We start from the raw sequence: 22,944 nt of genomic DNA on the forward strand, positions 1-22,944 counted from the left end.
ATGCGCAATGCCGGCCAAGTTCAAAAGCCGCGCAGCGACGATTGTCTTCGCGCGGTGACGCACTGCAAGAAGGCGTGGCCAGTGTCGCTTCCCGAGATCAAGCGGTGCGCAAAGCCACCCGGGTGGTCACCACGTCTAGTGCGTCGGCCCTTGGTTCGCCCGCTCGCGAAGCCGGTAGAACTGGAGCGCGGCCTTTGCGGTGCTCGGCTTTAGCCGCTGGAAGCTCGCAAAACACGTATCGAGTCGCTCGCGCGTGACCTCGTCAGGGCCGCCCTGAAACATCAGGACTGCCTTCGTGGTCTGCCAGGATAATCCGATAGCCCTGGCGAGGATGAGGAGCTGTTCGGGCTCGCCACTCGCCAGCGCACGCTCCATCACGCCGATGGGCAGATTACACATCAGGGACAACGCGACCGCGGTTCTGTCGAAGGACCGCTCCGCGACGAAACCCAGCAACCGTGCCTCATCGAGTATTCCCTGCGAATCCATCGACCGGACATCCGCGAACGCCTGAGCATATTCGCCTGATCCCGTCCGCGCGGTGCTCTGAAGTTCGTCCGAGGCCCTTAAAATCGCGTCACGAACTTCCGCGGCCTGGCGAGGATTGGCGGCCTCGAGCTTGCGCCGCACCAGCTCGGACGCCTGGCCAAACAGCTTCAGCAGGGTCTCACGCGGGATCTCCGGACGAGACCAGATGCATGTCGCAAGCGCACCGTCGTCACGCGCCTTCCTGACGAGCGTGGACATCCCCTGGATCGAGAACTTTGCGCCGCGGTTGCCGGCGGTTCTCATCGTGACTTCGTTGCTGCCGCGTTCGAGCAGGACATCGGTCACCGGCTCGCTCAACAGCCTGCGTCCCGCGATCGCCAGCAGGTGATCCTGGCTCTTGGTGCGCGCGTTTTCCGTCAAGTCCGCCTCGTCGAGCCGCGGCGAGTGCTCCAGGACGGGAGCGGCGACATCGATGGCGTCGTCGAACGCCAGCAGACGGATTGTCTTGCCGGGAGCGTCGGGCAGCCTGGCAAGCCTGCTTCCGAAGGCGACGCGGGCGGAGAGCTCGATCGTCTCGACGAGCTTGCTCATGACCTCGTCGAAGAGGTCGATCTGCTCGCCCGTGAACTTGCCCGAACCGAACACGAAGAGGTCCGTGACGTGTCGCAGAACTTCGGCGCGCCTGGACAGCTCCTTGCTTGCCAAAGCGCCTTCCAGCTGATCAATCAGACTGTCCTGCATGCCTAGCTCTCATTTCGCGTGCATCAAGGCCGCCGGGTCAGGCGACGTGCTGCACGGCAGAAATCGTCATATCGAAATCGATATCGGAACAGGGTGCCGGTCGCCCGAGCAGATAGCCCTGAACGTAGTCCACCCCCGCCGCGAGCAGACTGTCGAGCTGCTCAGGCCTTTCGACCCCCTTTGCGACAGTTCTAATGTCGAGACCACTCGCCAAGGCGACCGCCGACGCTACCGCGGCCGTGCAGTCCCTTCGGGTCGCGCATCCCTGCACGATTGACCGATCGATCTTGATCTTGTCGAAGGGGAAGCCCTGAAGAAAGTTGGCCGCAGAGTACCCGATGCCGCAATCATCAAGAACGATCGCAACGCCGAGATTCTTCAGCTGCCGTATGGTCAGCTGTGCCCCCGAGTTCCTATCGAGCAAGGCGGCGGAGGGTATCTCGAGCTCGAGCCGCTCGGGTGACAGGCCGGTCTCGACCAGAGCGCACAGGACCACATCGAAGAAATTCCCCTTGTGGAGCTGAATGGCGCTGACGTTGACGGCGAGCTTGAGATGCGGCGGCAACGCAGCAGCCTCTAGACAGGCCTGCTGCAGGATCCATTCTCCAAGCGGCACCGCCAGCCCGGCTTGCTCGGCGACGCGGAGAAACTGATCGGGTGCGAGCACGCCCCTTGACGGATGATGCCAACGCACAAAGGCTTCTACGCCGCTGATCGCGCGGGTCCTCGCGTCGATCACCGGTTGATAATGCAATTCGAACTCGTCGCGCGCCATCGCCCGCCGCAGCTCGACCTCCATCGACTTCTTGGTGTCGGCAGATGCGGTCATCTCGCTCTGGAAGATGCGGTAGTCGTTTCGGCCCGCCGATTTCGCCGCGTAGAGCGCGACGTCCGCCTTCTGGAGCAGGGACTCGGCATCCGAGCCATGCTCCGGCGCGAACGCTATCCCGATGCTGGTACCGACTGAAACCTGATTGCCGCCGAGATCGAACGGCTGCTCGATCAGGCCGATGATCCTCAGCGCGAGGCCAATCGCACCTTCGCTTTGATCACGTTCGTTCTCCTGAATGATCGCGAACTCGTCTCCGCCAAGACGCGCCAGCACGTCGGTATCGCGCAGCGACGATTGCAGCCGTCGTGCCACATCCACCAGCAGCTGATCGCCTGCGGCGTGACCGAGCCTATCGTTGACGGCCTTGAACCTGTCGAGGTCGAGCATCAAGACGGTGAAGGTCGTGCCGTGACGCGCCAAACGCGCGGCGGCTTCCTCGAGCTTCTCGGAGAACACGGCACGGTTCGCCAGGCCTGTCAGGAGATCGTGCTGCGCCAGGAACGCAATCCGCTTTTCGTTCCTCGCCCGGTCCGTGATGTCCTCGTGCGTCGTGAGCCAGCCGCCATCGTGCATCATGTGACGCGCAATCGCGATCACCCGCCCGTCGGCAAGCTCACGGATTTCGCTCGATAGCTTCACGTTCTGCGTGCGGTAGACGTCCGATGCGACATCGGCGAAATGCGTGCCTTGCTCGCGGCGCAATTCGAGGATTTCCGCGAGCGAGGTACCGGGCTTGATCTGATCACGACCGAGACGATAGATCTGTGCATAGCGTGCGTTCGAGACCACGACCTTCTGCTCCGCGTCGAACATGCAGAGCCCTTGCGACATGTTGTTGAGGGCGGCATCGAAGCGAATGTTGATGGCCTGAAGCTCCGCGGCCTTTTCGGCCAGCATCCGCTCGCCACGCCTTTGCTCAGTGACATCTTCATGCGTCGCCACCCAGCCACCGTCCGGCAACGGCTTGCGCTGGATCAGGACCTGGCGGTTGTCCTTCAGCTGATAGTCCTGCAGCCGCTGGCCCGGCATCTTCTGGAGATGCTGGTTCAGCGTCAGGTTCTGATCAGGCTCGCCGCGATCCGCATAATACTGCAATATCCGCTGCAATGGCGTACCAGGCCTGACCAGTTCGTCCGGCAGATCGTACATCTGCTGATAGCGACTGTTCGAGATGACGAGATTCTTCTCGGCATCGAACAGGCACAGGCCCTGCGACATGTTGCTGATCGCGACGTCGAAACGGGTGTTGATGCGCTTCAACTCGGCGGAGTTCTCGGCCAGCAGGGTCTCGTCGCGGAGCTTCTCGGTGATGTCCTGATGGGTCGCAACCCAGCCGCCATCCTGCATCGGCGTGCGCAGGATCGAGATGACCCGGCCATCGGCGAGCGCGATGAGCCGCGGCGCTCGTTGCTTCGCGCCGTCCAGGAACTCCTCGATATTGAGGTCGAGATCGTCACCTTTCGATACCTTGTACTCGCGAACGATGTCGCGGAGCGGAGTGCCGCGCTTCACCTTCGCTTCGGCAAGTTCGTACATCTCGCGATAGCGGCTATTGGCGATCAAAAGCTTCTCGTCCGCATCGAACATGCTGAGTCCGTGCGGCATGTTGCTCAACGCGGCATCGAAACGCGCATTCGTCGCCGCAAGAGCATTAGTCTGTCGCCGCAACAGCAACGTGCCGAGCATGATAATGACGACGATCACCGCAACCAGCGGGCCGAAGAGGTAGAGGTGACGATACCATTCCACCAACACATGACCGCGGGCGTAGGTCACGACCATGACGAGCGGCAGGCCGCTAACGGCCTTGTAGCCCGCGATGCGAGCGACGCCGTCAACCGGACTCATCAACTCGTAGGAGCCTGCCTCGGAGGCCGGCAAATATTGCGTGAAGAGCGGGCCGCCGGCGACCGACATCCCGAGGACGCCCTTTTGTTCCGGCACCCGCGCCAGGATACGTCCCTCGCGATGCAGCAGAACGACGGAGCCGCCCTCGCCGAGATCGATCTTGCGGTAGATCTTGAGCAGATAGGATTGATCCAGCGGCGCGGTGACGATTCCCGCAAAGCTTCCGTCAGGATTGTCGAGCCGACGCGACGCCGCGCTGAACCATTTGTCGCTGACCGCTGAGCGGTACGGCGGAGCAACAAAAAGGCCGCGGCTCGCATTGTCGCGATGAACGACAAAGTGCGGCATGTCCGCGATGTTGCGGCGCGGTGGCGCATGATCATAGGAATGAGCAAGGACTTCCCCGGAGGCATCGGTCCAGCCGACTGCAACGAGGATGGAGGAGCTCTTGACCAACTGACGCAAGGCTGCGCTGGTCTCGCCGGGCGCGGCGTATGCTCCGGACAAGGCGCCTTTTCGGATCGCTTCGGTTTCGAGCAGGATGCGATCGATATCTTCGAACGTCACCGCGGCATGCTCGGCCAGAATTGCCGCGAGGTTGAGGGCGTCGGTTCGCGCGGATGCGACGGCCCCCCGATAACGGGTGCCGAGATCGACGAGAAACAAGGCGACGATAGCGGTCGAAAACAGCAAGCCCAGGATCGTCACAGACAATCCCGGCGACCCGACCAGCCTTCGCCAAGCTCTCAGCATTGCATGTCTCTTGCGAGCGAACGGCTCTACAGTCGCCCTGCAAGGCTAAAGATTTGGTTGAGCAGCGGACCCCCCGGTCGATTCTCCGTAATCCTGCGGGCCGGTTCGGGTGCAATAATACTTTCAAATCAAGATAATTCCGACGCAATCGGCGTCCGGGGCGCCGCCTCGATGCCCCCGGTCGATGAGATCGCTCATGACGTCATTCGGGGGGCGCGACGAAGTCGCGCCCCCCGAAATCTGGACAATGCGGATCGAGATTCCGGGCTCGCATCAGTCGGCTGGCGCCGACCAGGACATCAAGACCGAACTCGGGTGAACCCGAATTCGGCCCCCGGAATGACCGTGCTTAGTTCTTCGACTTGTCGACCAGCGCGCCCTTCTTGATCCAGGGCATCATGTCGCGCAGCTTGGCGCCGACTTCCTCGATCGGGTGCGCGGCGAGCTTGGCGCGGGTCGCCTTGAACGAGGTCTGGTTGACCTTGTTCTCGAGCATCCAGTCGCGCGAGAACTTGCCGGACTGGATGTCGTTCAGCACCCGCTTCATCTCCTTCTTGGTCTCGTCGGTGATGATGCGCGGACCGGTGACGTACTCGCCGTACTCGGCAGTGTTGGAGATCGAGTAGTTCATGTTGGCGATGCCGCCTTCATAGATCAGGTCGACGATCAGCTTCACTTCGTGCAGGCACTCGAAATAGGCCATCTCCGGCGCGTAGCCGGCTTCGACCAGCGTCTCGTAGCCGCCCTTGATCAGTTCGACCAGACCGCCGCAGAGCACCACCTGCTCGCCGAACAGGTCGGTCTCGCATTCTTCCTTGAAGGTGGTCTCGATGATGCCGGCGCGGCCGCCGCCGACGGCGGAGGCGTAGGACAGGCCGAGGTCATGGGCATTGCCCGAGACGTCCTTGGCGATCGCGATCAGGCAGGGCACGCCGCCGCCGCGCTGATACTCCGAGCGCACGGTGTGGCCGGGGCCCTTCGGCGCGATCATCAGCACGTCGAGGTCGGCGCGCGGATCGAGCAGGTTGAAGTGGACGTTGAGGCCGTGCGCGAAGACGAGGGCTGCGCCCTTCTTCATGTTGTCGTGCAGGTGCTCGCGATAGATGTCGCCCTGGAGCTCGTCCGGGGTCAGCATCATGACGAGGTCGGCCCATTTGGCGGCTTCGGCAACTTCCATCACCTTGAAGCCGGCGGCTTCCGCCTTCTTGGCCGAGGCCGAACCCTTGCGCAGCGCAATGGCCACTTCCTTGACGCCGGAGTCCTTGAGGTTGAGCGCATGGGCGTGGCCCTGGCTGCCATAGCCGACGATGACGACCTTCTTGCCCTTGATCAGGTTCAGGTCGGCGTCGCGATCATAATAAACACGCATAGTCGTTTCCTCGTTAGGGGCCAGAATCGGCCGTGGTCAGGTCTTACTGTTCAGGTCTTGGACGGGTGAAAATTGCGGATTTCCGGGGCTGTCTAGAGCATTTTCAGCCCCCTGGGAAACCCGTTTCTGCATGGAAAACTGCGGCATCATGCATCCATGAAGACAGGGTAGAGCGATGCCAAAAGCAGGATCGCCATCAGGATATTGAAGGCACGGACCAGCCGCTCGGAGGTCAGGATCGGCCGGAGTGCAGTGCCGAACAAGGCCCAGACCACGGTCGAGACCGTACCGACGAGCAGGCTGATCAGGGTCTGGATCGCGATGTTCAGGGGAAACCGGGCGATTGCCGCATAGGCGGTGATGGTGCCGATCACGATCACCCAGCCCTTGGCGTTGATCCATTGGAACATCGCCGCGCCCCAGAAGGTCATCGGGCCGCGCCCATCCCCCTCGCCGGGCTTGGCCGGACCGGAAAGCGCGATCGCCGCGGCGAGATAGATCAGGTAGGCGGCGCCGGCATATTTCAGGATGGTCTGGAGGATCGGATAGGCCAGGAACACCGTGCCGAGCCCAAGGCCGACGGTGGCCACCATGAAGGCAAAGCCGATGACGATGCCGACGATGTGCGGAATGGTGCGGCGGAAGCCGTAGGTCAGTCCGGAGGACAGCAGCATGATGTTGTTCGGCCCGGGCGTGAAGTACATCACTACCATGAAGGCGAGAAAGGCATAGAACAGCGAGTAAGCCATGTTCACCTCACGCAGCCTTCGGCAGGACTTGCGGGCGCTTCGCCAGCACCATCACCGCGATGCCGCCGATCACGGTGAGCATGCCGGCGAGGCGCAGGGGTCCGAACCTTTCGCCGAACACGATGCTTGAGGCGGCCGAGCCGACGAAGGGCACCAGCAACGCGAACGGCACCACTTGTGCGGCGGGATAGTCGCGCAGCAGCCGTCCCCACAGCCAATAGGCGATGCTCGTCGAGATGCCGCCAAGCGCCAGCATGCAGAGCGCTGATGTCAGCGATATGTGGCTCAGCGATGTCCAGGTCGGCGCGGGACCATTGGCGATCAGCGCCAGCACGAACAGCGGCACGGCCGAGGCGAGGCACAGCCACGCGAACAGGTCGAACATCGGCACGCCGCGAGCGCCGCGCAGCAGGAGATTGCCGACGGCAAAGCTGACCGGCGAGATCATCAGCACCGCAAACGCAGCGACGCTGAAATCATAGCCGACCGTGCCGCAGATCATCAGAAGACCGATCGCGGCGATACCGACGCCCAGCGCCTGTTTCGGCGTCGGACGCTCGCCGAATGCGATCGCGGCAAAGCCGATCGTGAACAGCGCCTGGCTCTGCACGACGACGCTGGTCAGCCCCACCGGCACGCCATGGGCGATGCCATAGGCCTGGGACAGGAACTGACCTAGGAACAGCGTGAAGCTGATCGCGATCAGGAGCGACCAGGCGATTTTCGGCTTGCGGATGAACAGGCACGGCACTGCGGCGACGGTGAAGCGCAGCGCGGTCATCAGCTCCGGCGAAAGCTCGTCGAGCGCGATGCGGCTCGCCACGAAGGCAAGCCCCCAGATGATCGCCACCAGGACGGCGATGAGGATGTCGGCCGGCTTCATTGTTGTTTCCGGTTCTGCCCTGTCGTGCAGCCCTGTTGTTCTTGGTCTAGCCTTGCTCGCCGGCCACTATGTGGACGAATTGGGTTTCCGCAGCAGATAAGTGCCGTGCATCGGGGCGTGATAATCGGCCGAGACCAGCGTGAAGCCGACGTCTGCCAGCATCCGCTCCATCACCCAGCCGAAGGTCGAATATTCGTCGCGCATATGCGTCACCACGCCCTCGCGCGCGAATTCGTGGTTCTTGATCTGGAAGTCGGCCCATTGCTCGACATCGCGCTCGACGGTATCGGGCATGGAAGCATAGACGATGTCACGCAAATAGAAGCTCGCGCCCGGCTTCAGCGCGCGATAGATCCGCGACATCGCCACCGCCTTCCAGAAGTCCGGCAGATGGTGCAGCGTGAACTCGCTGACGATCAAATCGTAGGATTCCGGGCGGTAGGCGAAGCTGAGCAGGCCGGCGGACTGGGTCGCGACCTTTGCCTTGCGGTCGCGCGCGTAGATTTCGGCGAGCGCCAGCATCGCCGGCGAGATGTCGATGGCGTCGACCTCGGCGCCCATCAGCGCGGCTTCGGTCGCGAGCACGCCGTTGCCGCAGCCGATATCGGCGATGCGCCAGCCGCGCTGGACCCCGAGCATTTTCAGCGCGGCGCGCGCCCGCAGATCGGCATCGTCATGGGCGTCGTAGATCGAGGCCACCGCGGGCTCGATCCCCATCCGGTTCCGCTCGTTATAATACCAGTCGCGCGCCAGCATGGTTCACATCCCTTCGGGCCCGCGACCGATCGCGGCAACGCCGGTACGCGACACCTCGACAAGGCCGAGCGGGCGCATCAGGTCGATATATTGATTGATCTTGTCCGTATTGCCTGTGATCTCGAACACAAAGCTCTCGGTGGTGGCGTCGATCACGCGGGCGCGGAACGCATCGGCAAGCCTGAGCGCCTCGACCCGGTGCTCGCCCTGCCCGCGCACCTTCACCATCGCGAGCTCGCGCTCGATCGATCGCCTGGTCTGGGTCATGTCGACGACGCGGTAGACCGGGATCATGCGGTCAAGCTGATGCTTGATCTGCTCGATCACCATCGGCGTTCCCGTGGTGACGATGGTGATGCGCGAGAGATGCTTCTGCGCTTCGGTCTCCGAGACCGTGAGGCTCTCGATGTTGTAGCCGCGGCCCGAGAACAGGCCGATGACGCGCGCAAGCACACCCGGCTCGTTCTGAACGAGCACCGAGAGCGTATGCGTCTCGTTGGGATCGTGGCGGTCTTCGATGAAGTAGGCGGATGCGGGCTGGTTCATTGTCGTTCCCCTCTATTCTTTCTCGTCATGCCCCGCCTAGTGCGCAATTGCGCACGGGGGCGGGGCATCCAGTAATCTCCGGCGTCGAGAGTCCCACGACGGCCGCGGCGTACTGGATCGTCCGGTCAAGCCGGACGATGACAGTGGAATGCTTGGTCGGCGATCGCATCATCACGCGACCACCCTCTGGGCCAACGGCGCATCCGCCATGACCCATCGCTTGAACAGATCGAAATCGATATTGCCACCGGACAGCACGAGACCGACGCGCTTGCCCGACAGTTTTTTCTTTTCCTGCAGCGCGGCGGCGAGTGCGGCTGCCCCTGCGCCTTCAGCGAGATTGTGCGTATCGGTCCAGTAGGCGCGGATCGCGGCGGCGACCTCGTCGTCGGTGACCTGCGCAATATGCGAGGCGCCCTTGCGGATCAGGGCGAGTGCATCCTCATCCGGAATGCGCGTCGCCATGCCGTCTGCGAGCGTATTGGCAGTCTCGGTCGTCACGATCTTGCCGGCCGCGAACGACAGCGCATAAGACGGCGCTTCCGTCGACTGCACGCCGACGATCTCGGTCTTCAGGCCCAGCAGATCGCGCGCCATGATGCAGCCGCAGATGCCGGAGCCCTGCCCGATCGGCACATAGAGGACGTCGAGATCGGGCGCGGAGCGAAACAGTTCGAGCGCGTAGGTCGCAACGCCCAGCACGAGGTCCGGGTGGAACGACGGCACCATGTGCAGGCCTGCGAACTGCGCACGGCGCTCGGCTTCCTCGCGCGCGGCCTGAAAATCCTCGCCGTGCTCGATCAGTTCGGCGCCGAACGCCTTCATCGCGCGGTTCTTCTCGACCGAATTGCCCCGCGGCACGTAGATCACGGCCGGCACGCCGTGCCGACCAGCGGCAAAGGCCAGGCTCTGGCCGTGATTGCCACGCGTCGCGGAAATGATACCCGGCGTATTCGGCCGCTCACGCTTCAGCCGTTCGAGATAGACCAGCCCGCCGCGCACCTTGAAGGCGCCGATCGGCGTGTGGTTCTCGTGCTTGACCACGACGTCGGTCCCGAGACGCTGGGCGAGCAGCGGCCAGCCGCGTGCCGGCGTTGCCGGCACCGCCTGCCCCACGATCGCATGTGCGCGCTCGAGCTCCGTCAGGTCGAACATCACATCACACCAGCGCCTTGCCGGCGGCGAACGCCTTTGCGGTGGCTTCGTCGTTGGCCTGCTCGGGCAACAGCATCTCGTTGTGCGCCTTGCCGGAGGGGATCATCGGGAAGCAGTTCTCCAGCGCGGCGACGCGGCAGTCGAACAGCACCGGGCGCTTGACCGAGATCATCTCCTGGATGGCGCCGTCGAGATCGGACGGCTTGTGCACCTGGATGCCGACGCCGCCATAGGCCTCCGCGAGCTTGACGAAATCCGGCAGCGCTTCCGAATAGGAATGCGACAGGCGGTTACCGTGGAGCAGCTGCTGCCACTGGCGCACCATGCCCATGTACTGGTTGTTCAGGATGAAGATTTTGATCGGCAGCTCGTACTGCACCGCCGTCGACATTTCCTGCATCGTCATCTGCACCGAGGCATCGCCCGCGATGTCGATGACGAGGCTGTCGGGATGGGCAACCTGCACGCCGACCGCGGCCGGCAGGCCGTAGCCCATGGTGCCGAGACCGCCGGACGTCATCCAGCGATGCGGTTCGTCGAAGCCGTAGAACTGCGCCGCCCACATCTGGTGCTGGCCAACTTCCGTCGTGATGTACGTATCCCTGCCGCGCGTCGCCTCGAACAGGCTCTGGATCGCGTGCTGCGGCAGGATGACGTCGTTGCTCTTCTTGTAATAGAGCGAGTTGCGCGCGCGCCACTGCGCGATCTGCTGCCACCAATTCTTGATGTCGGGCTTCTTCGCCTCCGCCTTGAACACCTGGAGGATGTCGCCGAGGATGTTGCCGCAATCGCCGATGATCGGCACGTCGACGCGGATGTTCTTGTTGATCGAGGACGGATCGATGTCGATGTGGATCTTCTTCGAGCCCGGCGAGAACGCGTCGACACGGCCGGTGATGCGGTCGTCGAAGCGCGCACCGACGCACAGCATGACGTCGCAATCATGCATCGTCATGTTGGCCTCGTAGGTGCCGTGCATGCCGAGCATGCCGAGCCAGTTCTTGCCCGACGCCGGATAGGCGCCCAGGCCCATCAGCGTGGAGGTGATCGGGAAACCGGTGACCTCGACCAGCTCGCGCAGCAGCTTGGTGGCCTCGGGGCCGGAATTGATGACGCCGCCGCCGCTGTAGATGACCGGGCGCTTGGCATTGGCGAGCAGCGACACGGCCTTGCGGATCTGCGTCGCATCGCCCTTCACGCGCGGCGCGTAGGAGCGGTGCACGTCGGATTTGCGCGGCGGGTGATAGGTGCCGGTGGCGAACTGCACGTCCTTGGGGACATCGACCAGCACCGGGCCCGGACGGCCCGTGGTTGCAACGTAAAATGCCTCGTGCAGCACCTTTGCGAGATCGTTGACGTCGCGCACCAGCCAGTTGTGCTTGGTGCAGGGGCGCGTGATGCCGACCGTGTCGCATTCCTGGAACGCGTCGTTGCCGATCAGATGCGTCGGCACCTGGCCGGAGATGCAGACCAGCGGGATCGAGTCCATCAGCGCATCGGCCAGCGGCGTCACCATGTTGGTGGCGCCGGGGCCGGAGGTCACCAGAGCCACGCCCGGCTTGCCGGTCGAACGCGCATAGCCTTCGGCGGCGTGGCCCGCGCCCTGCTCGTGGCGAACCAGGATGTGCTGGACCTCGCTCTGCTGGAAGATCTCGTCATAGATCGGAAGCACAGCGCCGCCGGGATAGCCGAAAATGTCGGTCACGCCATGATCGATGAGCGCGCGGACGATCATCGCGGCGCCGGTCATCTGGTTCGGATCGTGGCTCTTGTCGCTCATTGTCTTGCTCCGGATGCGCTGTTGTCAGCGGCTTCGTTCGTGTCGGTTTCGGGAAATAAAAAAGGCCCCGAAGAGGGACCCTGCACACCGCCTGTCATGTGGATGGCAGCTAGCCACCCCCGGCGGTTTGCCTGGGTACGACGGCGATAAGGAGTTTGGTAATAATGTTGCGCATGACGGACGCTCGGCTTCCCAAAGGTTGCGCGAAACATAGCGGCCAAAGCCCGGATGTCAAGGCAATGCGGCCGTTCTCGCGCGATTTTGGCAGTGTAGCGGTGTTCCCGGGGTTCGGCGAGAGGTAAATGCGGGAACCCGGGCAGAAAAGCGCTTCAGCCCTCGTCCCGAGCCGCGCTGACGGCGGCTGCGAGCCAGCCCCTCGCCTCCTCCGGCTTGACCCACTCGAAGTCAGGCAATTGGTGCCGGAACCAGGTGAATTGCCGCTTGGCGTAGTGGCGGGTATCAGCGCGGCCGATCGTGGCGGCCTCCTCCAGGCTGAGCTCGCCGCGCAGATGCCGGATCAAGGCCGGCACGCCGTGGGCCTTCATGGCCGGCAGCAGCGGATCGAGGTGTCTGGCGGCGAGCCGTTCGACTTCCCTCAGCGCACCGCCGCCAAGCATGGCGTCGAAGCGGGCATCGATGCGGGCATAAAGATCGTCCCGCTCGGGGGCGAGAAATACCGCGCGAAAACTGTCCTTGGGCAGCAGCGGGGGCTGGCCCTCCTGCTGCCAGTCGAGCAGCGAACGGCCGGTCGCCTCGACCACCTCGAGCGCGCGCGCGATCCGGGTGCGGTCGCGCAGGTTCAATCGCTCGGCAGCGCGCGGATCGCGACGTGCGAGTTCCGCATGCAGCGCCTCCACGCCGTTCCGCTCCAGCCGCGCCCGCACATCCTCGCGCACATCGGCCGGAATCGGCGGCACGACGGAGAGGCCCGCCGTCAACGCCTTGAAATAGAGCCCGGTGCCGCCGATGAAGATCGGCAGGCGGCCTTCGGCTTGCGCCTCGTCGAGCGCCCTCGCCGCATCGCTCACCCAGGCGCCGGCCGAGAAATTCAGCGCCGCATCGACGTGGCCATAGAGGCGATGCGGCACGAGCGCCTCATCCGTCCCCGTCGGCCGCGCCGTGATGATGCGGAGGTCGCGATAGACCTGCATGGAATCGGCATTGATGACGACGCCGCCTGCGCTGAGGGCAAGCTCGAGCGCCAGCGCCGACTTGCCGCTGGCGGTCGGGCCTGCGATAAGCACGGCCTTGCCAACATGCCCTCTGCCGACTTGTCCCTCGCTCACGAAAACCTCAAATGTCCCTCGTCGCCACGCTGATCTGCAATCCCGACAATCCCGCGCTCGACTCCACCATCGTCGACGGCGCCCGCGCCGTGCTGCCCCAGGCAGCCCCCGCGCACTGGCTGTTCGACGGGGTTGCGGTCGACATCCCCTTCGGCGCCGACAGTAACCTCGAAGGCGACCGACACGCCATCGAACAGCGGTTGCGCGAGCTGCGCGGCGACCTGCCGATCGACATCGTCGTGCAACCAGTCGGCGTCCGGCGCAAGAAGCTTTTTCTCGCCGACATGGATTCCACCATGATCGGCCAGGAATGCATCGACGAGCTCGCCGATCTCGTCGGGATGAAGGCCCATGTCGCAGGCATCACCGAACGCGCTATGCGCGGCGAGATCGAGTTCGAGCCGGCGCTGCGCGAGCGCGTCGCGCTGCTGAAGGACCTTCCCGCCAGCGTGGTCGACGAAGTCCTGGCCAAGCGCATCACGCTGACCCCGGGCGGCCGAGAGCTGGTCGCGACCATGCGCAAGCACGGCGCCTATACCTGCCTCGTCTCCGGCGGCTTCACGCTGTTCACCAGCGCGGTCGCCGCCAAGATCGGCTTCCAGGAGAACCGTGCCAACGAGCTCGTCGTACGCGACGGCAAGTTCACCGGCGAAGTGAAGGAGCCGATCCTGGGCCGCGCCGCAAAGCTCGCGACGCTGGTGGATCTGATGGAGTCGTTCGATCTCGACGACGTCGACTCGGTTGTTGTCGGCGACGGCGCCAATGATCTGGCAATGATCCAGGCGGCGGGGCTGGGCGTGGCGTACCACGCCAAGCCCGCAGTGGCCGCGGCTGCGGCAGCGCGGATCGACCATGGCGATCTCACGGCGCTGCTCTATGCGCAGGGGTATCGGCGCGAGGAGTTCGTGGAGGGTTAATACAATCGTCGTTCCGGGATGGTGCAAAGCACCAGACCTCAGGTGCGCAATTGCGCACCGGGGAACCTCGAGATTCCGGGTTCGATGCTTCGCATCGCCCCGGAATGACGGATGAAGTTACTGCACGCTCAGCGCGACAAACCGCAGCTCGCCGTCGGCGTTCGAGACCAGCAGCAGCACCGACTTCTTGCCGTCCTTCTTGAGCTGGTCGACGCGCTTCTGGATGTCGGCGCCGCTGGACACCGCCTCCTGCGCGACCTCGACGATGACGTCGCCGGCCGACAGACGCTTCTCGGCAGCATCGGAATTGGCGTCGACATTGGTGACGACCACGCCCTTGACGCTCTCCTTGATCTTGTAGCGCGTGCGCAGATCCTTGTTCAGCGCCGCCAGATCGAGGCCGAGCGCCTTCTGCGTCACCGGTTTCTCGGGCGCCGGCTCGTCGGTCTTCACCGCGGCCTGCACCTTTTCGGGATCCTGGAGGCGGCCGAGCGTGACCTTCTTGGTCTGCTCCTCGCCCTTGCGGATGATGACGACGTCGACCTCCTTGCCGACCGCCGTGTCGGCGACGACGCGGGACAGGTCCTTCGGATCCTTGACGTCCTTGCCATCGAACTTGACGACGACGTCGCCGGGCTCGATGCCGGCCGGCTTGGCCGGGCCCTTGTCGTCGACGCCGGCAACCAGCGCGCCGCGCGGCGGCTTGATGTTGAGGCTCTCGGCGATCTCGTCGGTGACGCTCTGGATGCGCACGCCCAGCCAGCCGCGCCGCAGCTCGCCGAACTGGCGGAGCTGGTCGACGACACCCACGACCGTCTTCGACGGCACCGCGAAGCCAATGCCGATCGAGCCACCGGAGGGCGAGATGATCAGCGTGTTGACGCCGATGACGTCGCCTTCGAGGTTGAACAGCGGACCGCCTGAATTGCCGCGGTTGATGGCGGCGTCGGTCTGGATGTAGCTGTCATAGGGACCCGAGGAGATGTCGCGGTTCTTGGCCGAGACGATGCCGGCCGTCACCGTGCCGCCGAGGCTGAAGGGGTTGCCGATCGCGACCACCCAGTCGCCGAGGCGCAGCTTGTCGCTGTCGCCGAACTTCACTGCGACGAGCGGCTTCGGCGGCTTGAACTTCAACACCGCGAGGTCGGTCTTCTTGTCGACGCCGACCAGCTCTGCCTTGATCTTGGTGCCGTCGTTGAGGATGACGTTGATCTCGTCGGCATCCGCAATGACGTGGTTGTTGGTGACGACGACGCCTGACGTGTCGATGATGAAACCGGAGCCGAGCGAGTTGGTCTTGCGCGGCGGCGCGCTGTTGTCGCCGCCCTTGCTGCCGCCGCCGGGGCCCCTGCGGTTCTTGAAGAAGTCGTCGAAGAACTCCTCGAAGGGCGAGCCGGGCGGCAGTTGCGGCATGGTGTTGCTGCCGCCGCCCTTGGCCTCGACGTTCTGCGAGGTCGAGATGTTGACGACCGCGTCGATCACCTTCTCGGCGACGTCGGCGATACCTTCCGGCCCGCGCGCATGAGCCGGCGTGCCGAACGTGCTGAAAGCACCGACGGCAAGCGCGGCCAGCCCAACTCGCACACAATGGCGCAAGCGGGACGGGGCAATGGTGGCAGCGGTCATTGTGATCTCCAGAGAAAAGGATTCGGCGCCATGGCTTTGCCCCCAAGACTGCGCTCGAACGGGGGGACGGCGCAAGCGCGGAGCTTAACGGGCCTCAAGACCCCGACAATACGGCGAAAACCGGTTCCTCGCCTTCACTTTGGCGTTGGCACGAGGTCTAAACCGGACGCCGCATCACCCAGATCAGGATCAGGCCGGCGATGGCCGAACCGATCCCGACCACCCGCAGGACATTGTCCGGCGTGGCCATGGCGCTCTTCATGGCCTTGCGCATCCAGTTCGGACTGGCCGCGAACATCAAGCCTTCCAGCACGAACAGAATGCCCAGGCCGATGAGGAAGTCGGCGAACGCAATGGACCTCATCGGATTGGAACCTCCCGTTGTGCTGTTCTTGTCTGGACGAGGGGCGGCAGAACCGCCGCCCCTGTCTAGCCTACGGCTTCGCCGGCGTCGCGGTCGCCGCCTTGCCGGACGGGTTACCAAAGAACCGGAAGAAATCCGAGTCCGGCCGCAGCAGGAAACGGGTGTCGTTCGAGCGCAGCCCGTTCTCATAGGCCGTCATCGACCGGTAGAAGGCGAAGAAGTCGGCATCCTTGCCGTAGGCTTCCGCGAACAGGCGGTTGCGTTCGGCGTCGCCGATGCCGCGGGTCTGCTCGGCCTGCGACTTGGCTTCCGCCTCGATCACGGTCGCCTCACGGTCGGCCTTGGAGCGGATTTCCTGTGCCTTCTGGCCGCCCTGCGCGCGGAACTCAGCGGCTTCGCGCTCGCGCTCCGTCTTCATGCGCAGATAGACCGCCTGGCTGTTCTGCTCCGGCAGATCGGCGCGGCGGATCCGGACGTCGACGACCTGGATGCCGTAGCCGTCGGCCTCCCGATCAAGCTGCTCGCGGATACGCTGCATCAGCTTCTCGCGGTCGTCGCGCACCACGTTGATGAATGTGACCTCGCCGAGCACGCGGCGCAGCGCCGCGTTCAGGAGCGTGGTGAGCTGGATGTTGGCGGCCTGGATCGAGCCGACGCTCTGATAGAAGCGCAGCGCATCCTTGATGCGGTAGCGCGCGAAGGCGTCGACCACGAGCCGCTTCTGGTCGGACGCGATCGCTTCCTGCGACGGGTTCTCGAGATCGAGGATCCGCTTGTCGATGTTGATCACCGAATTCCACGGCGCTTTGAAATGCAGGCCGGGATCGGTGACGACGTCGACGGGCTTGCCGAACTGCAGCACGATGGTCTGCTCGGTCTGTTGCACCGTGAACAGCGACATGTAGCCGACGATCACGACGAGCAGGAGAGCGAGCAGCGTGACGATACCTGTGACCGGAGACCTCATCGGGTGCCTCCGCTCGAGGGCTGACCGGTGGTAGGCGGCCGCTTGGTCGTCAATTCGTTGAGCGGCAGGAAGGGCACGACGCCCTGGCCCGAAGGGCCACCGTCATAGACGAGCTTGTCGGCACCGCCGAGCACGCGCTCCATCGTCTCCAGATAGATCCGTTCACGCGTCACGTCGGGCGCCTTCTTGTATTCCTCGTAAACCTTCAGGAAGCGTGCGCTCTGGCCCTTTGCCTCGGCAACCGTCTGCTCCCTGTAGCCTTCGGCGGCTTGCAGGATCTGCGCCGAACGTCCGCGCGCCTGCGGCACGACCTGGTTGGCGTAGGTCTGCGCTTCGTTCTGCAACTGCTCGAGATTGGCGCGCGCCGCCTGGACGTCGCGGAAGGCGTCGATCACCTGCGCCGGCGGGTCGACCTTCTGCATCTGCACCTGGGTGATCTGAATGCCGGCGCCGTAGCTGTCCAGCGTCCTCTGGATCAACTCCTGCACGCCCTGTTCGGTGACGTTGCGGGCGCCGGTCAGGATCGGCTGGATCTGCGAGCGGCCGATCACCTCGCGCATCGCGCTTTCGGCCACCGCCTTCACGGTGCCTTCGGGATTCTGGATGTTGAACAGGAAGTTGCCGACGCCGTTCGGCTTGATCCGCCACAGCACGGTGAAATCGACGTCGACGATGTTCTCGTCGCCGGTCAGCATCAGGCTCTCTTCCGGCACGTCACGAATGGAGCGGCCGCGCCGCGCCGGATCGTCGATCAGCGTCATGCCGATGGAGATCGTGTTGACGCGCAGCGCCTTCGGCAGCAGCACCGTCTCGATCGGATAGGGCAGGTGATAGTTCAGGCCCGGGTCCACGGTGCGCACGTGCTTGCCGAAACGCAGCACGACGCCCTGTTCTTCAGACTGCACCCTGAAGAAGCCCGACAGCAGCCAGAACGCGACGATCAGCAGCACGATCAGCGTGATGCCGATGCCGGAGAAATAGCCGCCCGGCATGATCTGCTGGAGGCGGTCCTGGCCGCGCCGCAGAAGGTCTTCCAGATCCGGCGGCCTTGGCCCGACCGGTTGCGGGCCGTTGCCCCATGGTCCCTTCGGACCCGAGCCCCATGGGCCACCGCCCTGATTCTTCCACGGCATTCGACGCTCTCCTCGGCAGGGTGGAATTGCCCCCGCCCGCTTTGTCCGGTCCGGCTTTATAGGGGACAGGCAGGTCCCTTACAACGCGGCCCTGGCCGCCTTTCGAGCTATGCTCGGGCACGAAAAAGTCAATGTAAACATTGGCGAAATCGGTTAATGGCGGGACCGCCGACGATATGTCACATAGGAGTAGTCGGCACTGTCGTCGGGTCCGGCAGGATGGCGGATGCGCGCCGTCTCGTCCCATTCCGCCTTGTCGATGTCGAAATGCGTGTCGCCGTCGGGCCGCGCGTGCACTTCGGTGATTTCGAGGCGATCGGCGCGATCGAGCCATTGCCGGTAGATCTCGGCGCCGCCGATCACCGCGATCTCGGCGACCGAACGCCGCAGGGCATCCCCGAGCGCGACCGCGCCCGCATCCGCGGCCGAGGTCGTCACGACGGCGCCATTGGCGCGATAAGCCGCATCGCGCGTGACAACGATGTTGGTGCGGTTGGGGAGCGGGCGGCGCAGGGATTCGAAGGTCTTGCGGCCCATGATCACGGGCTTGCCGATGGTGAGCGCCTTGAAGCGCTGCATGTCGGATTTAAGCCGCCACGGAATCGCGCCACCGGCGCCGATGACGCCGTTCTCCGCAATCGCCACGACGAAGACGATCTCCATCAGGCAGCGCTCCCGGCAAGCCGTGTCAGCGCGGGACCGGTGACGCGGCACAGCGTCCAGTCGTCCATCATCACGGCGCCGAGCGATTTGTAGAAAGCGATCGACGGCGCGTTCCAGTCGAGCACCGCCCATTGCAGGCGCGACCAGCCGTTCTCGACGCACTCTTTCGCGAGATAGACCAGCAGCGCCTTGCCGAGGCCCCTGCCCCGATGCGACGGCCGCACATAGAGGTCTTCGAGATAGATGCCGTGGCGGCCGCTGAAGGTGGAGAAATTCGCAAACCACACCGCGAAGCCCACCGGCTCGCCGTTCCATTCGGCGATCGCGCAATAGAGCTGCGGCCTGTCGCCGAACAGCGCGTCGGCGATGTCAGCCTCGGTCGCCTCCACCTCGTGCGAGAGCTTTTCGTACTCGGCGAGCTCGCGGATGAAGGAGAGAACGAGCCCGGCTTCGCCCGGGCGCGCGCGGCGGATGTTCAGCGACATCTAGACTGCGACTTCCGCCTTGATGTGCGGATGCGGGTCGTAGCCGACGAGCTCGAAATCCTCAAAGCGGAAGGAGAAGATGTCCTTCACATCAGGGTTGATCCTCATCACCGGCAGCGCCCGCGGCGGGCGCGTCAGCTGAAGCCGCGCCTGCTCCAGATGGTTGGAATAGAGATGGGTGTCGCCGAGCGAATGCACGAAGTCGCCGGGCTTCAGGCCGGTGACCTGCGCCACCATCATCGTGAGCAGCGCGTAGGAGGCGATGTTGAAGGGCACGCCGAGGAAGACGTCGGCCGAGCGCTGATAGAGCTGGCACGACAGCTTGCCGTTGGCGACGTAGAACTGGAACAGCAGGTGACAGGGCGGCAGCGCCATCTTCTCGACATCGGCCGGATTCCAGGCGGTGACGATCAGCCGGCGGGAATCCGGGGTGCGCTTGATCATGTCGATGACGTTGGCGATCTGGTCGATGCTGCGCCCGTCGGCCGTGGGCCAGGATCGCCATTGGTGGCCGTAGACCGGCCCGAGATCGCCATTGGCATCGGCCCACTCGTCCCAGATGGTGACGCCGTTGTCGCGCAGATATTTGATGTTGGTGTCGCCCTTCAGGAACCAGAGCAGCTCATGCACGATCGCCTTCAGCGGCAGCCGCTTGGTGGTCAGCATCGGGAAGCCGGCAGACAGATTGAAGCGCATCTGATGGCCGAAGACCGAGAGCGTGCCGGTGCCGGTCCGGTCGGTCTTCTCGGCGCCGTCTGAAAGAATCCGCTCGAGCAGGTCCTGATACTGGTGCATGCGCCATTGAGCCTTTTGGGGAGGCGGCGAACTTAACGGCCACCCCCACGCTGCGACAGCGGCGATTCGCTATCTCCACCGATTATACCCGGAAAAGTGAGCTTTCCCGGCGCAAACGACAAGGGGCGGAACCTGAGCCCCGCCCCCTCGCCTATCGGCTTGAAAGTGCTGCTTAAGTTGCCGGCTTGAGCACCGGGGTCCACTTCGCGATCTCGCTCTTGACGAGGCGCGCCAGCGCCTCCGGCGTGCGTTCCGCAGGACCCGGGATGACGCTGCCGAGCTCCAGCAGGCGCTTCTTCACGGTCTCGTCGTCGAGCGCCCTGATCGCGGCGGCGTTCAGGCTGGCAATGATCGCGGGAGAAGTTCCCTTCGGCGCGAACATCGCGTTCCAGGCCTGGGCCTGGAACGCAGGCAGGCCGGCTTCCGCCGTGGTCGGCACGTTCGGCAGCGACGGATTGCGCTCGGGCGTTGCGATCGCATAGGCCTTGATGGTGCCGGCATTGATCTGCGGCACCGCGTTGACGATCTGGTCGCACATGTAATCGACCTGCCCCGCCACCAGCGCGTTCATCGCGGGGCCCGTGCCGTTGAAGGGCACGCCGACCGGCTTGACGTCGAGGATCGAGTGCAGGAGCTCGCAGGAGACGTGCGACACCGAGCCGACGCCGGCATGCGCCGCGTTCACCTTCTCGGCATTGGCCTTCACGTAAGCGACGAACTCCTTCAGGTCCTTCGGCGGAAAGTCCTTGCGCGCGAGGATCAGGATCGGCGTGCCCGCCAGCAGCGCGATCGGCTCGAAATCCTTCTCCGGATGATAGGCGAGCTTCGGATAGAGCGGCACCGAGGCGGCATGCGTGCCCATATGCCCGGTGATGAGCGTATAGCCGTCATTGGCGGCGCGCGCGGCGCGCGTGGTCGCGGTGGTGCCGCCGGCTCCGACCACGTTCTCGATGATGATGCTCTGCCCCAGCGTCTGCGCCATATGCGCGGTGACGATGCGCGCCACGACATCGGTCGGGCCGCCCGCCGCGAACGGCACGATCATGGTGATGCCGCGGGTCGGATAGGTCTGTGCCTCAGCCGGCGCGACAAAGGCGCACAGCGATGCGAGCGCTGCGGCACATGCGCCCGTGAGCGCGCGAAGAACGGTCATGTCGATCCCCTCAGACACAAACAAAAATGCCGGCCACAAGGGCCGGCATTTTCATTTCACGAAGCCGTCACACAAGTCGATTCGACTTCCGAATGCGGCGCGCGGACGCAGGGCGCCCCGAGGACGCAGCGCCCTCAGTTCTCCGATTCGGTGAACACCTGGTCGCGCTTGGCACGCAACACCGGCAGCACCGTGAGGAGCAGGAGGAACGCCGCGATCGCCAGCAGCACCGCCGACAACGGACGCGTCAGGAACACGCTCCAGTCGCCGCGCGAGATCAGCAGCGCACGGCGCAGGTTCTCCTCCATCAGCGGCCCGAGCACCATGCCGAGCAGCAGCGGTGCCGGCTCGAAATCGTGCTTGATCAGCCAGTAGCCGACGAGACCGAAGACGCCGGCGAGGATGACGTCCACAGGCGCGTTGTTCACCGAGTAGATGCCGATCGCGCAGAAGATCACGATCGAGGGGAACATCAGCCGGTAAGGCACGCGCAGCAGGCGGACCCAGATTCCGACCAGCGGCAGGTTGATGATGATCAGCATCAGATTGCCGATCCACATCGAGGCGATCATGCCCCAGACCAGATCCGGCTGCTTCTGCATCACCTGCGGACCCGGCACGATGCCGTGGATGGTCATCGCACCCACCATCAGCGCCATCACCGCGTTGGGCGGGATGCCGAGCGTCAGCAGTGGGATGAAGGAGGTCTGCGCCGCCGCGTTGTTGGCGCTTTCCGGCGCCGCCACGCCCTCGATCGCACCGCGGCCGAACCGCCTCGGATCCTTCGCCAGCTTCTTCTCCAGCGTATAGGCAGCAAACGACGCGATCACCGCGCCGCCGCCCGGCAGAATGCCGAGGATCGAGCCGAGCACGGTGCCGCGCAGGATCGGCGGCGTCGAGTCGATCAGATCCTTCTTGGTCGGCATCAGACCGGTGATCTTCTGCTGCACGAGGTCGCGGTTCATCTCGGCGCCGGCGTCGAGATTGCGGATGATCTCGGCAAAGCCGAACACACCCATCGCCACCGTCGCAAAGCCGAGGCCGTCAGCGAGCTCGGGGATGTTGAAGGCCATGCGCGATGCGCCGGTCTCGATGTCCGAGCCGACCATCGACAGCAGCAATCCGAACACGATCATCGCGATCGCCTTCAGCACCGAGCCCTTGGCAAGCACCACCGCGAAGATCAGGCCGAGGCACATCAGCGAGAAATATTCGGCCGGGCCGAACGCCAGCGCGAGCTTTGTGAGTGGCGCGCCGAGGACAGCGATCAAAACGGTCGCAACGCAGCCGGCGAAGAACGAGCCGATCGCCGCGATCGCCAGCGCCGGGCCGGCGCGGCCCTGCTTGGCCATCTGGTGACCGTCGATGGCGGTGACGACCGATGTCGCCTCACCCGGAATATTGACCAGGATCGACGTGGTCGAGCCGCCATACTGGGCGCCGTAATAGATACCGGCGAGCATGATCAGCGCGCCGACCGGCGGCAGTCCGAAGGTGATCGGCAGCAGCATCGCGACGGTGGCGATGGTGCCGATGCCCGGCAGAACACCGACCAGCGTGCCGACGAGGGCACCGATCAGGCACATCAGGAGGTTGATCGGAGAGAGCGCGACGGCAAAGCCGTGAGCGAGGTTGGCAAAAATATCCATCACGC

The 22,944-nt window shown here is 64.3% G+C and carries 21 protein-coding genes; 2 read left to right on the plus strand and 19 right to left on the minus strand.

Annotated elements, in window-relative coordinates; all coding sequences use genetic code 11:
* Nucleotides 1–135: 135 nt before the first annotated feature.
* Nucleotides 136–1,230 carry a DUF2336 domain-containing protein gene (locus RAD15_RS06825; RefSeq protein WP_458175686.1) on the minus strand — a complete coding sequence of 365 codons (1,095 nt, stop codon included), beginning with the start codon at nt 1,228–1,230 and terminating at the stop codon, nt 136–138.
* Nucleotides 1,231–1,267: 37 nt separating this feature from the next.
* Entirely contained in the window at nt 1,268–4,618 is a 3,351-nt protein-coding gene (locus tag RAD15_RS06830) for a bifunctional diguanylate cyclase/phosphodiesterase (protein WP_458175688.1), read from the minus strand.
* Between the two features lie 241 nt (nt 4,619–4,859).
* Between RAD15_RS06830 and RAD15_RS06835 the strand changes: the two genes are divergently transcribed.
* Nucleotides 4,860–4,982: a hypothetical protein gene (locus tag RAD15_RS06835; RefSeq protein WP_458175690.1), complete on the plus strand. Its 123-nt coding sequence runs from the start codon at nt 4,860–4,862 to the stop codon at nt 4,980–4,982.
* Between the two features lie 30 nt (nt 4,983–5,012).
* On the opposite strand, the gene ilvC is transcribed toward RAD15_RS06835, so the two are convergent.
* The 8 genes from ilvC to miaA form a co-directional block, all read right to left on the minus strand.
* Complete coding sequence (ilvC, locus tag RAD15_RS06840; RefSeq protein WP_458175692.1) at nt 5,013–6,032, minus strand: ketol-acid reductoisomerase; 1,020 nt, start codon at nt 6,030–6,032, stop codon at nt 5,013–5,015.
* Between the two features lie 146 nt (nt 6,033–6,178).
* Entirely contained in the window at nt 6,179–6,781 is a 603-nt protein-coding gene (locus RAD15_RS06845) for a LysE family translocator (protein ID WP_458175694.1), read from the minus strand.
* A 7-nt stretch (nt 6,782–6,788) separates the two neighbouring features.
* Entirely contained in the window at nt 6,789–7,664 is an 876-nt protein-coding gene (locus RAD15_RS06850; RefSeq protein ID WP_458175696.1) for an EamA family transporter, read from the minus strand.
* 66 nt (nt 7,665–7,730) lie between these two features.
* Nucleotides 7,731–8,420, minus strand: coding sequence for a class I SAM-dependent methyltransferase (locus RAD15_RS06855; protein ID WP_458175698.1), 690 nt, complete (start codon nt 8,418–8,420; stop codon nt 7,731–7,733).
* Nucleotides 8,421–8,423: 3 nt separating this feature from the next.
* Complete coding sequence (gene ilvN / locus RAD15_RS06860; RefSeq protein ID WP_458175700.1) at nt 8,424–8,966, minus strand: acetolactate synthase small subunit; 543 nt, start codon at nt 8,964–8,966, stop codon at nt 8,424–8,426.
* A gap of 171 nt (nt 8,967–9,137) precedes the next feature.
* Nucleotides 9,138–10,121, minus strand: a complete 984-nt coding sequence (locus tag RAD15_RS06865) for a threonine dehydratase (RefSeq protein ID WP_458175702.1) — start codon at nt 10,119–10,121, stop codon at nt 9,138–9,140.
* 4 nt (nt 10,122–10,125) lie between these two features.
* Entirely contained in the window at nt 10,126–11,901 is a 1,776-nt protein-coding gene (locus RAD15_RS06870; RefSeq protein ID WP_458175704.1) for an acetolactate synthase 3 large subunit, read from the minus strand.
* 329 nt (nt 11,902–12,230) lie between these two features.
* Nucleotides 12,231–13,187, minus strand: coding sequence for a tRNA (adenosine(37)-N6)-dimethylallyltransferase MiaA (gene miaA / locus RAD15_RS06875; protein WP_458175706.1), 957 nt, complete (start codon nt 13,185–13,187; stop codon nt 12,231–12,233).
* A gap of 11 nt (nt 13,188–13,198) precedes the next feature.
* On the opposite strand from miaA, the gene serB reads away from it, so the two are divergent.
* Nucleotides 13,199–14,104: a phosphoserine phosphatase SerB gene (serB, locus tag RAD15_RS06880; RefSeq protein WP_458175708.1), complete on the plus strand. Its 906-nt coding sequence runs from the start codon at nt 13,199–13,201 to the stop codon at nt 14,102–14,104.
* A gap of 117 nt (nt 14,105–14,221) precedes the next feature.
* On the opposite strand, the gene RAD15_RS06885 is transcribed toward serB, so the two are convergent.
* From RAD15_RS06885 to RAD15_RS06925, 9 genes are all read right to left on the minus strand, one after another.
* Nucleotides 14,222–15,730: a Do family serine endopeptidase gene (locus tag RAD15_RS06885; RefSeq protein WP_458175710.1), complete on the minus strand. Its 1,509-nt coding sequence runs from the start codon at nt 15,728–15,730 to the stop codon at nt 14,222–14,224.
* Nucleotides 15,731–15,887: 157 nt separating this feature from the next.
* Entirely contained in the window at nt 15,888–16,094 is a 207-nt protein-coding gene (locus tag RAD15_RS06890; protein WP_458175712.1) for a DUF2065 domain-containing protein, read from the minus strand.
* 70 nt (nt 16,095–16,164) lie between these two features.
* Nucleotides 16,165–17,061 (minus strand): protease modulator HflC, encoded by an 897-nt coding sequence (gene hflC, locus RAD15_RS06895; RefSeq protein ID WP_458175714.1) that lies wholly within the window; start codon nt 17,059–17,061, stop codon nt 16,165–16,167.
* Nucleotides 17,058–18,194, minus strand: a complete 1,137-nt coding sequence (gene hflK, locus RAD15_RS06900; RefSeq protein ID WP_458175716.1) for an FtsH protease activity modulator HflK — start codon at nt 18,192–18,194, stop codon at nt 17,058–17,060. Before hflK ends, hflC begins: the two co-directional genes overlap by 4 nt.
* 153 nt (nt 18,195–18,347) lie before the next feature.
* Nucleotides 18,348–18,857 carry a dihydrofolate reductase gene (locus tag RAD15_RS06905; RefSeq protein WP_458175718.1) on the minus strand — a complete coding sequence of 170 codons (510 nt, stop codon included), beginning with the start codon at nt 18,855–18,857 and terminating at the stop codon, nt 18,348–18,350.
* Nucleotides 18,857–19,342, minus strand: a complete 486-nt coding sequence (locus tag RAD15_RS06910) for an N-acetyltransferase family protein (protein WP_458175720.1) — start codon at nt 19,340–19,342, stop codon at nt 18,857–18,859. The genes RAD15_RS06905 and RAD15_RS06910 overlap by 1 nt, the downstream gene beginning before the upstream one ends.
* A complete protein-coding gene (locus tag RAD15_RS06915; protein ID WP_458175722.1) occupies nt 19,343–20,137 on the minus strand; it encodes a thymidylate synthase in 795 nt (264 codons plus the stop codon).
* Between the two features lie 172 nt (nt 20,138–20,309).
* On the minus strand, nt 20,310–21,290 hold the full coding sequence (locus RAD15_RS06920) for a tripartite tricarboxylate transporter substrate binding protein BugD (protein WP_458175724.1): 981 nt from the start codon (nt 21,288–21,290) through the stop codon (nt 20,310–20,312).
* Between the two features lie 134 nt (nt 21,291–21,424).
* A complete protein-coding gene (locus RAD15_RS06925) occupies nt 21,425–22,939 on the minus strand; it encodes a tripartite tricarboxylate transporter permease (protein ID WP_458175726.1) in 1,515 nt (504 codons plus the stop codon).
* Nucleotides 22,940–22,944 lie beyond the last annotated feature (5 nt).

This window comes from Bradyrhizobium sp. 14AA (assembly GCF_054185205.1).

Bases quoted from the DNA above. Each gene is read 5' to 3' on its own strand.
- RAD15_RS06825 (WP_458175686.1), bottom strand. From the start codon at position 1,230: ATGCAGGACAGTCTGATTGATCAGCTGGAAGGCGCTTTGGCAAGCAAG.
- RAD15_RS06835 (WP_458175690.1), top strand. From the start codon at position 4,860: ATGACGTCATTCGGGGGGCGCGACGAAGTCGCGCCCCCCGAAATCTGG.
- ilvC (WP_458175692.1), bottom strand. From the start codon at position 6,032: ATGCGTGTTTATTATGATCGCGACGCCGACCTGAACCTGATCAAGGGC.
- RAD15_RS06845 (WP_458175694.1), bottom strand. From the start codon at position 6,781: ATGGCTTACTCGCTGTTCTATGCCTTTCTCGCCTTCATGGTAGTGATG.
- RAD15_RS06850 (WP_458175696.1), bottom strand. From the start codon at position 7,664: ATGAAGCCGGCCGACATCCTCATCGCCGTCCTGGTGGCGATCATCTGG.
- RAD15_RS06855 (WP_458175698.1), bottom strand. From the start codon at position 8,420: ATGCTGGCGCGCGACTGGTATTATAACGAGCGGAACCGGATGGGGATC.
- ilvN (WP_458175700.1), bottom strand. From the start codon at position 8,966: ATGAACCAGCCCGCATCCGCCTACTTCATCGAAGACCGCCACGATCCC.
- RAD15_RS06865 (WP_458175702.1), bottom strand. From the start codon at position 10,121: ATGTTCGACCTGACGGAGCTCGAGCGCGCACATGCGATCGTGGGGCAG.
- RAD15_RS06870 (WP_458175704.1), bottom strand. From the start codon at position 11,901: ATGAGCGACAAGAGCCACGATCCGAACCAGATGACCGGCGCCGCGATG.
- serB (WP_458175708.1), top strand. From the start codon at position 13,199: ATGTCCCTCGTCGCCACGCTGATCTGCAATCCCGACAATCCCGCGCTC.
- RAD15_RS06885 (WP_458175710.1), bottom strand. From the start codon at position 15,730: ATGACCGCTGCCACCATTGCCCCGTCCCGCTTGCGCCATTGTGTGCGA.
- RAD15_RS06890 (WP_458175712.1), bottom strand. From the start codon at position 16,094: ATGAGGTCCATTGCGTTCGCCGACTTCCTCATCGGCCTGGGCATTCTG.
- hflC (WP_458175714.1), bottom strand. From the start codon at position 17,061: ATGAGGTCTCCGGTCACAGGTATCGTCACGCTGCTCGCTCTCCTGCTC.
- hflK (WP_458175716.1), bottom strand. From the start codon at position 18,194: ATGCCGTGGAAGAATCAGGGCGGTGGCCCATGGGGCTCGGGTCCGAAG.
- RAD15_RS06905 (WP_458175718.1), bottom strand. From the start codon at position 18,857: ATGGAGATCGTCTTCGTCGTGGCGATTGCGGAGAACGGCGTCATCGGC.
- RAD15_RS06910 (WP_458175720.1), bottom strand. From the start codon at position 19,342: ATGTCGCTGAACATCCGCCGCGCGCGCCCGGGCGAAGCCGGGCTCGTT.
- RAD15_RS06915 (WP_458175722.1), bottom strand. From the start codon at position 20,137: ATGCACCAGTATCAGGACCTGCTCGAGCGGATTCTTTCAGACGGCGCC.
- RAD15_RS06920 (WP_458175724.1), bottom strand. From the start codon at position 21,290: ATGACCGTTCTTCGCGCGCTCACGGGCGCATGTGCCGCAGCGCTCGCA.
- RAD15_RS06925 (WP_458175726.1), bottom strand. From the start codon at position 22,939: ATGGATATTTTTGCCAACCTCGCTCACGGCTTTGCCGTCGCGCTCTCT.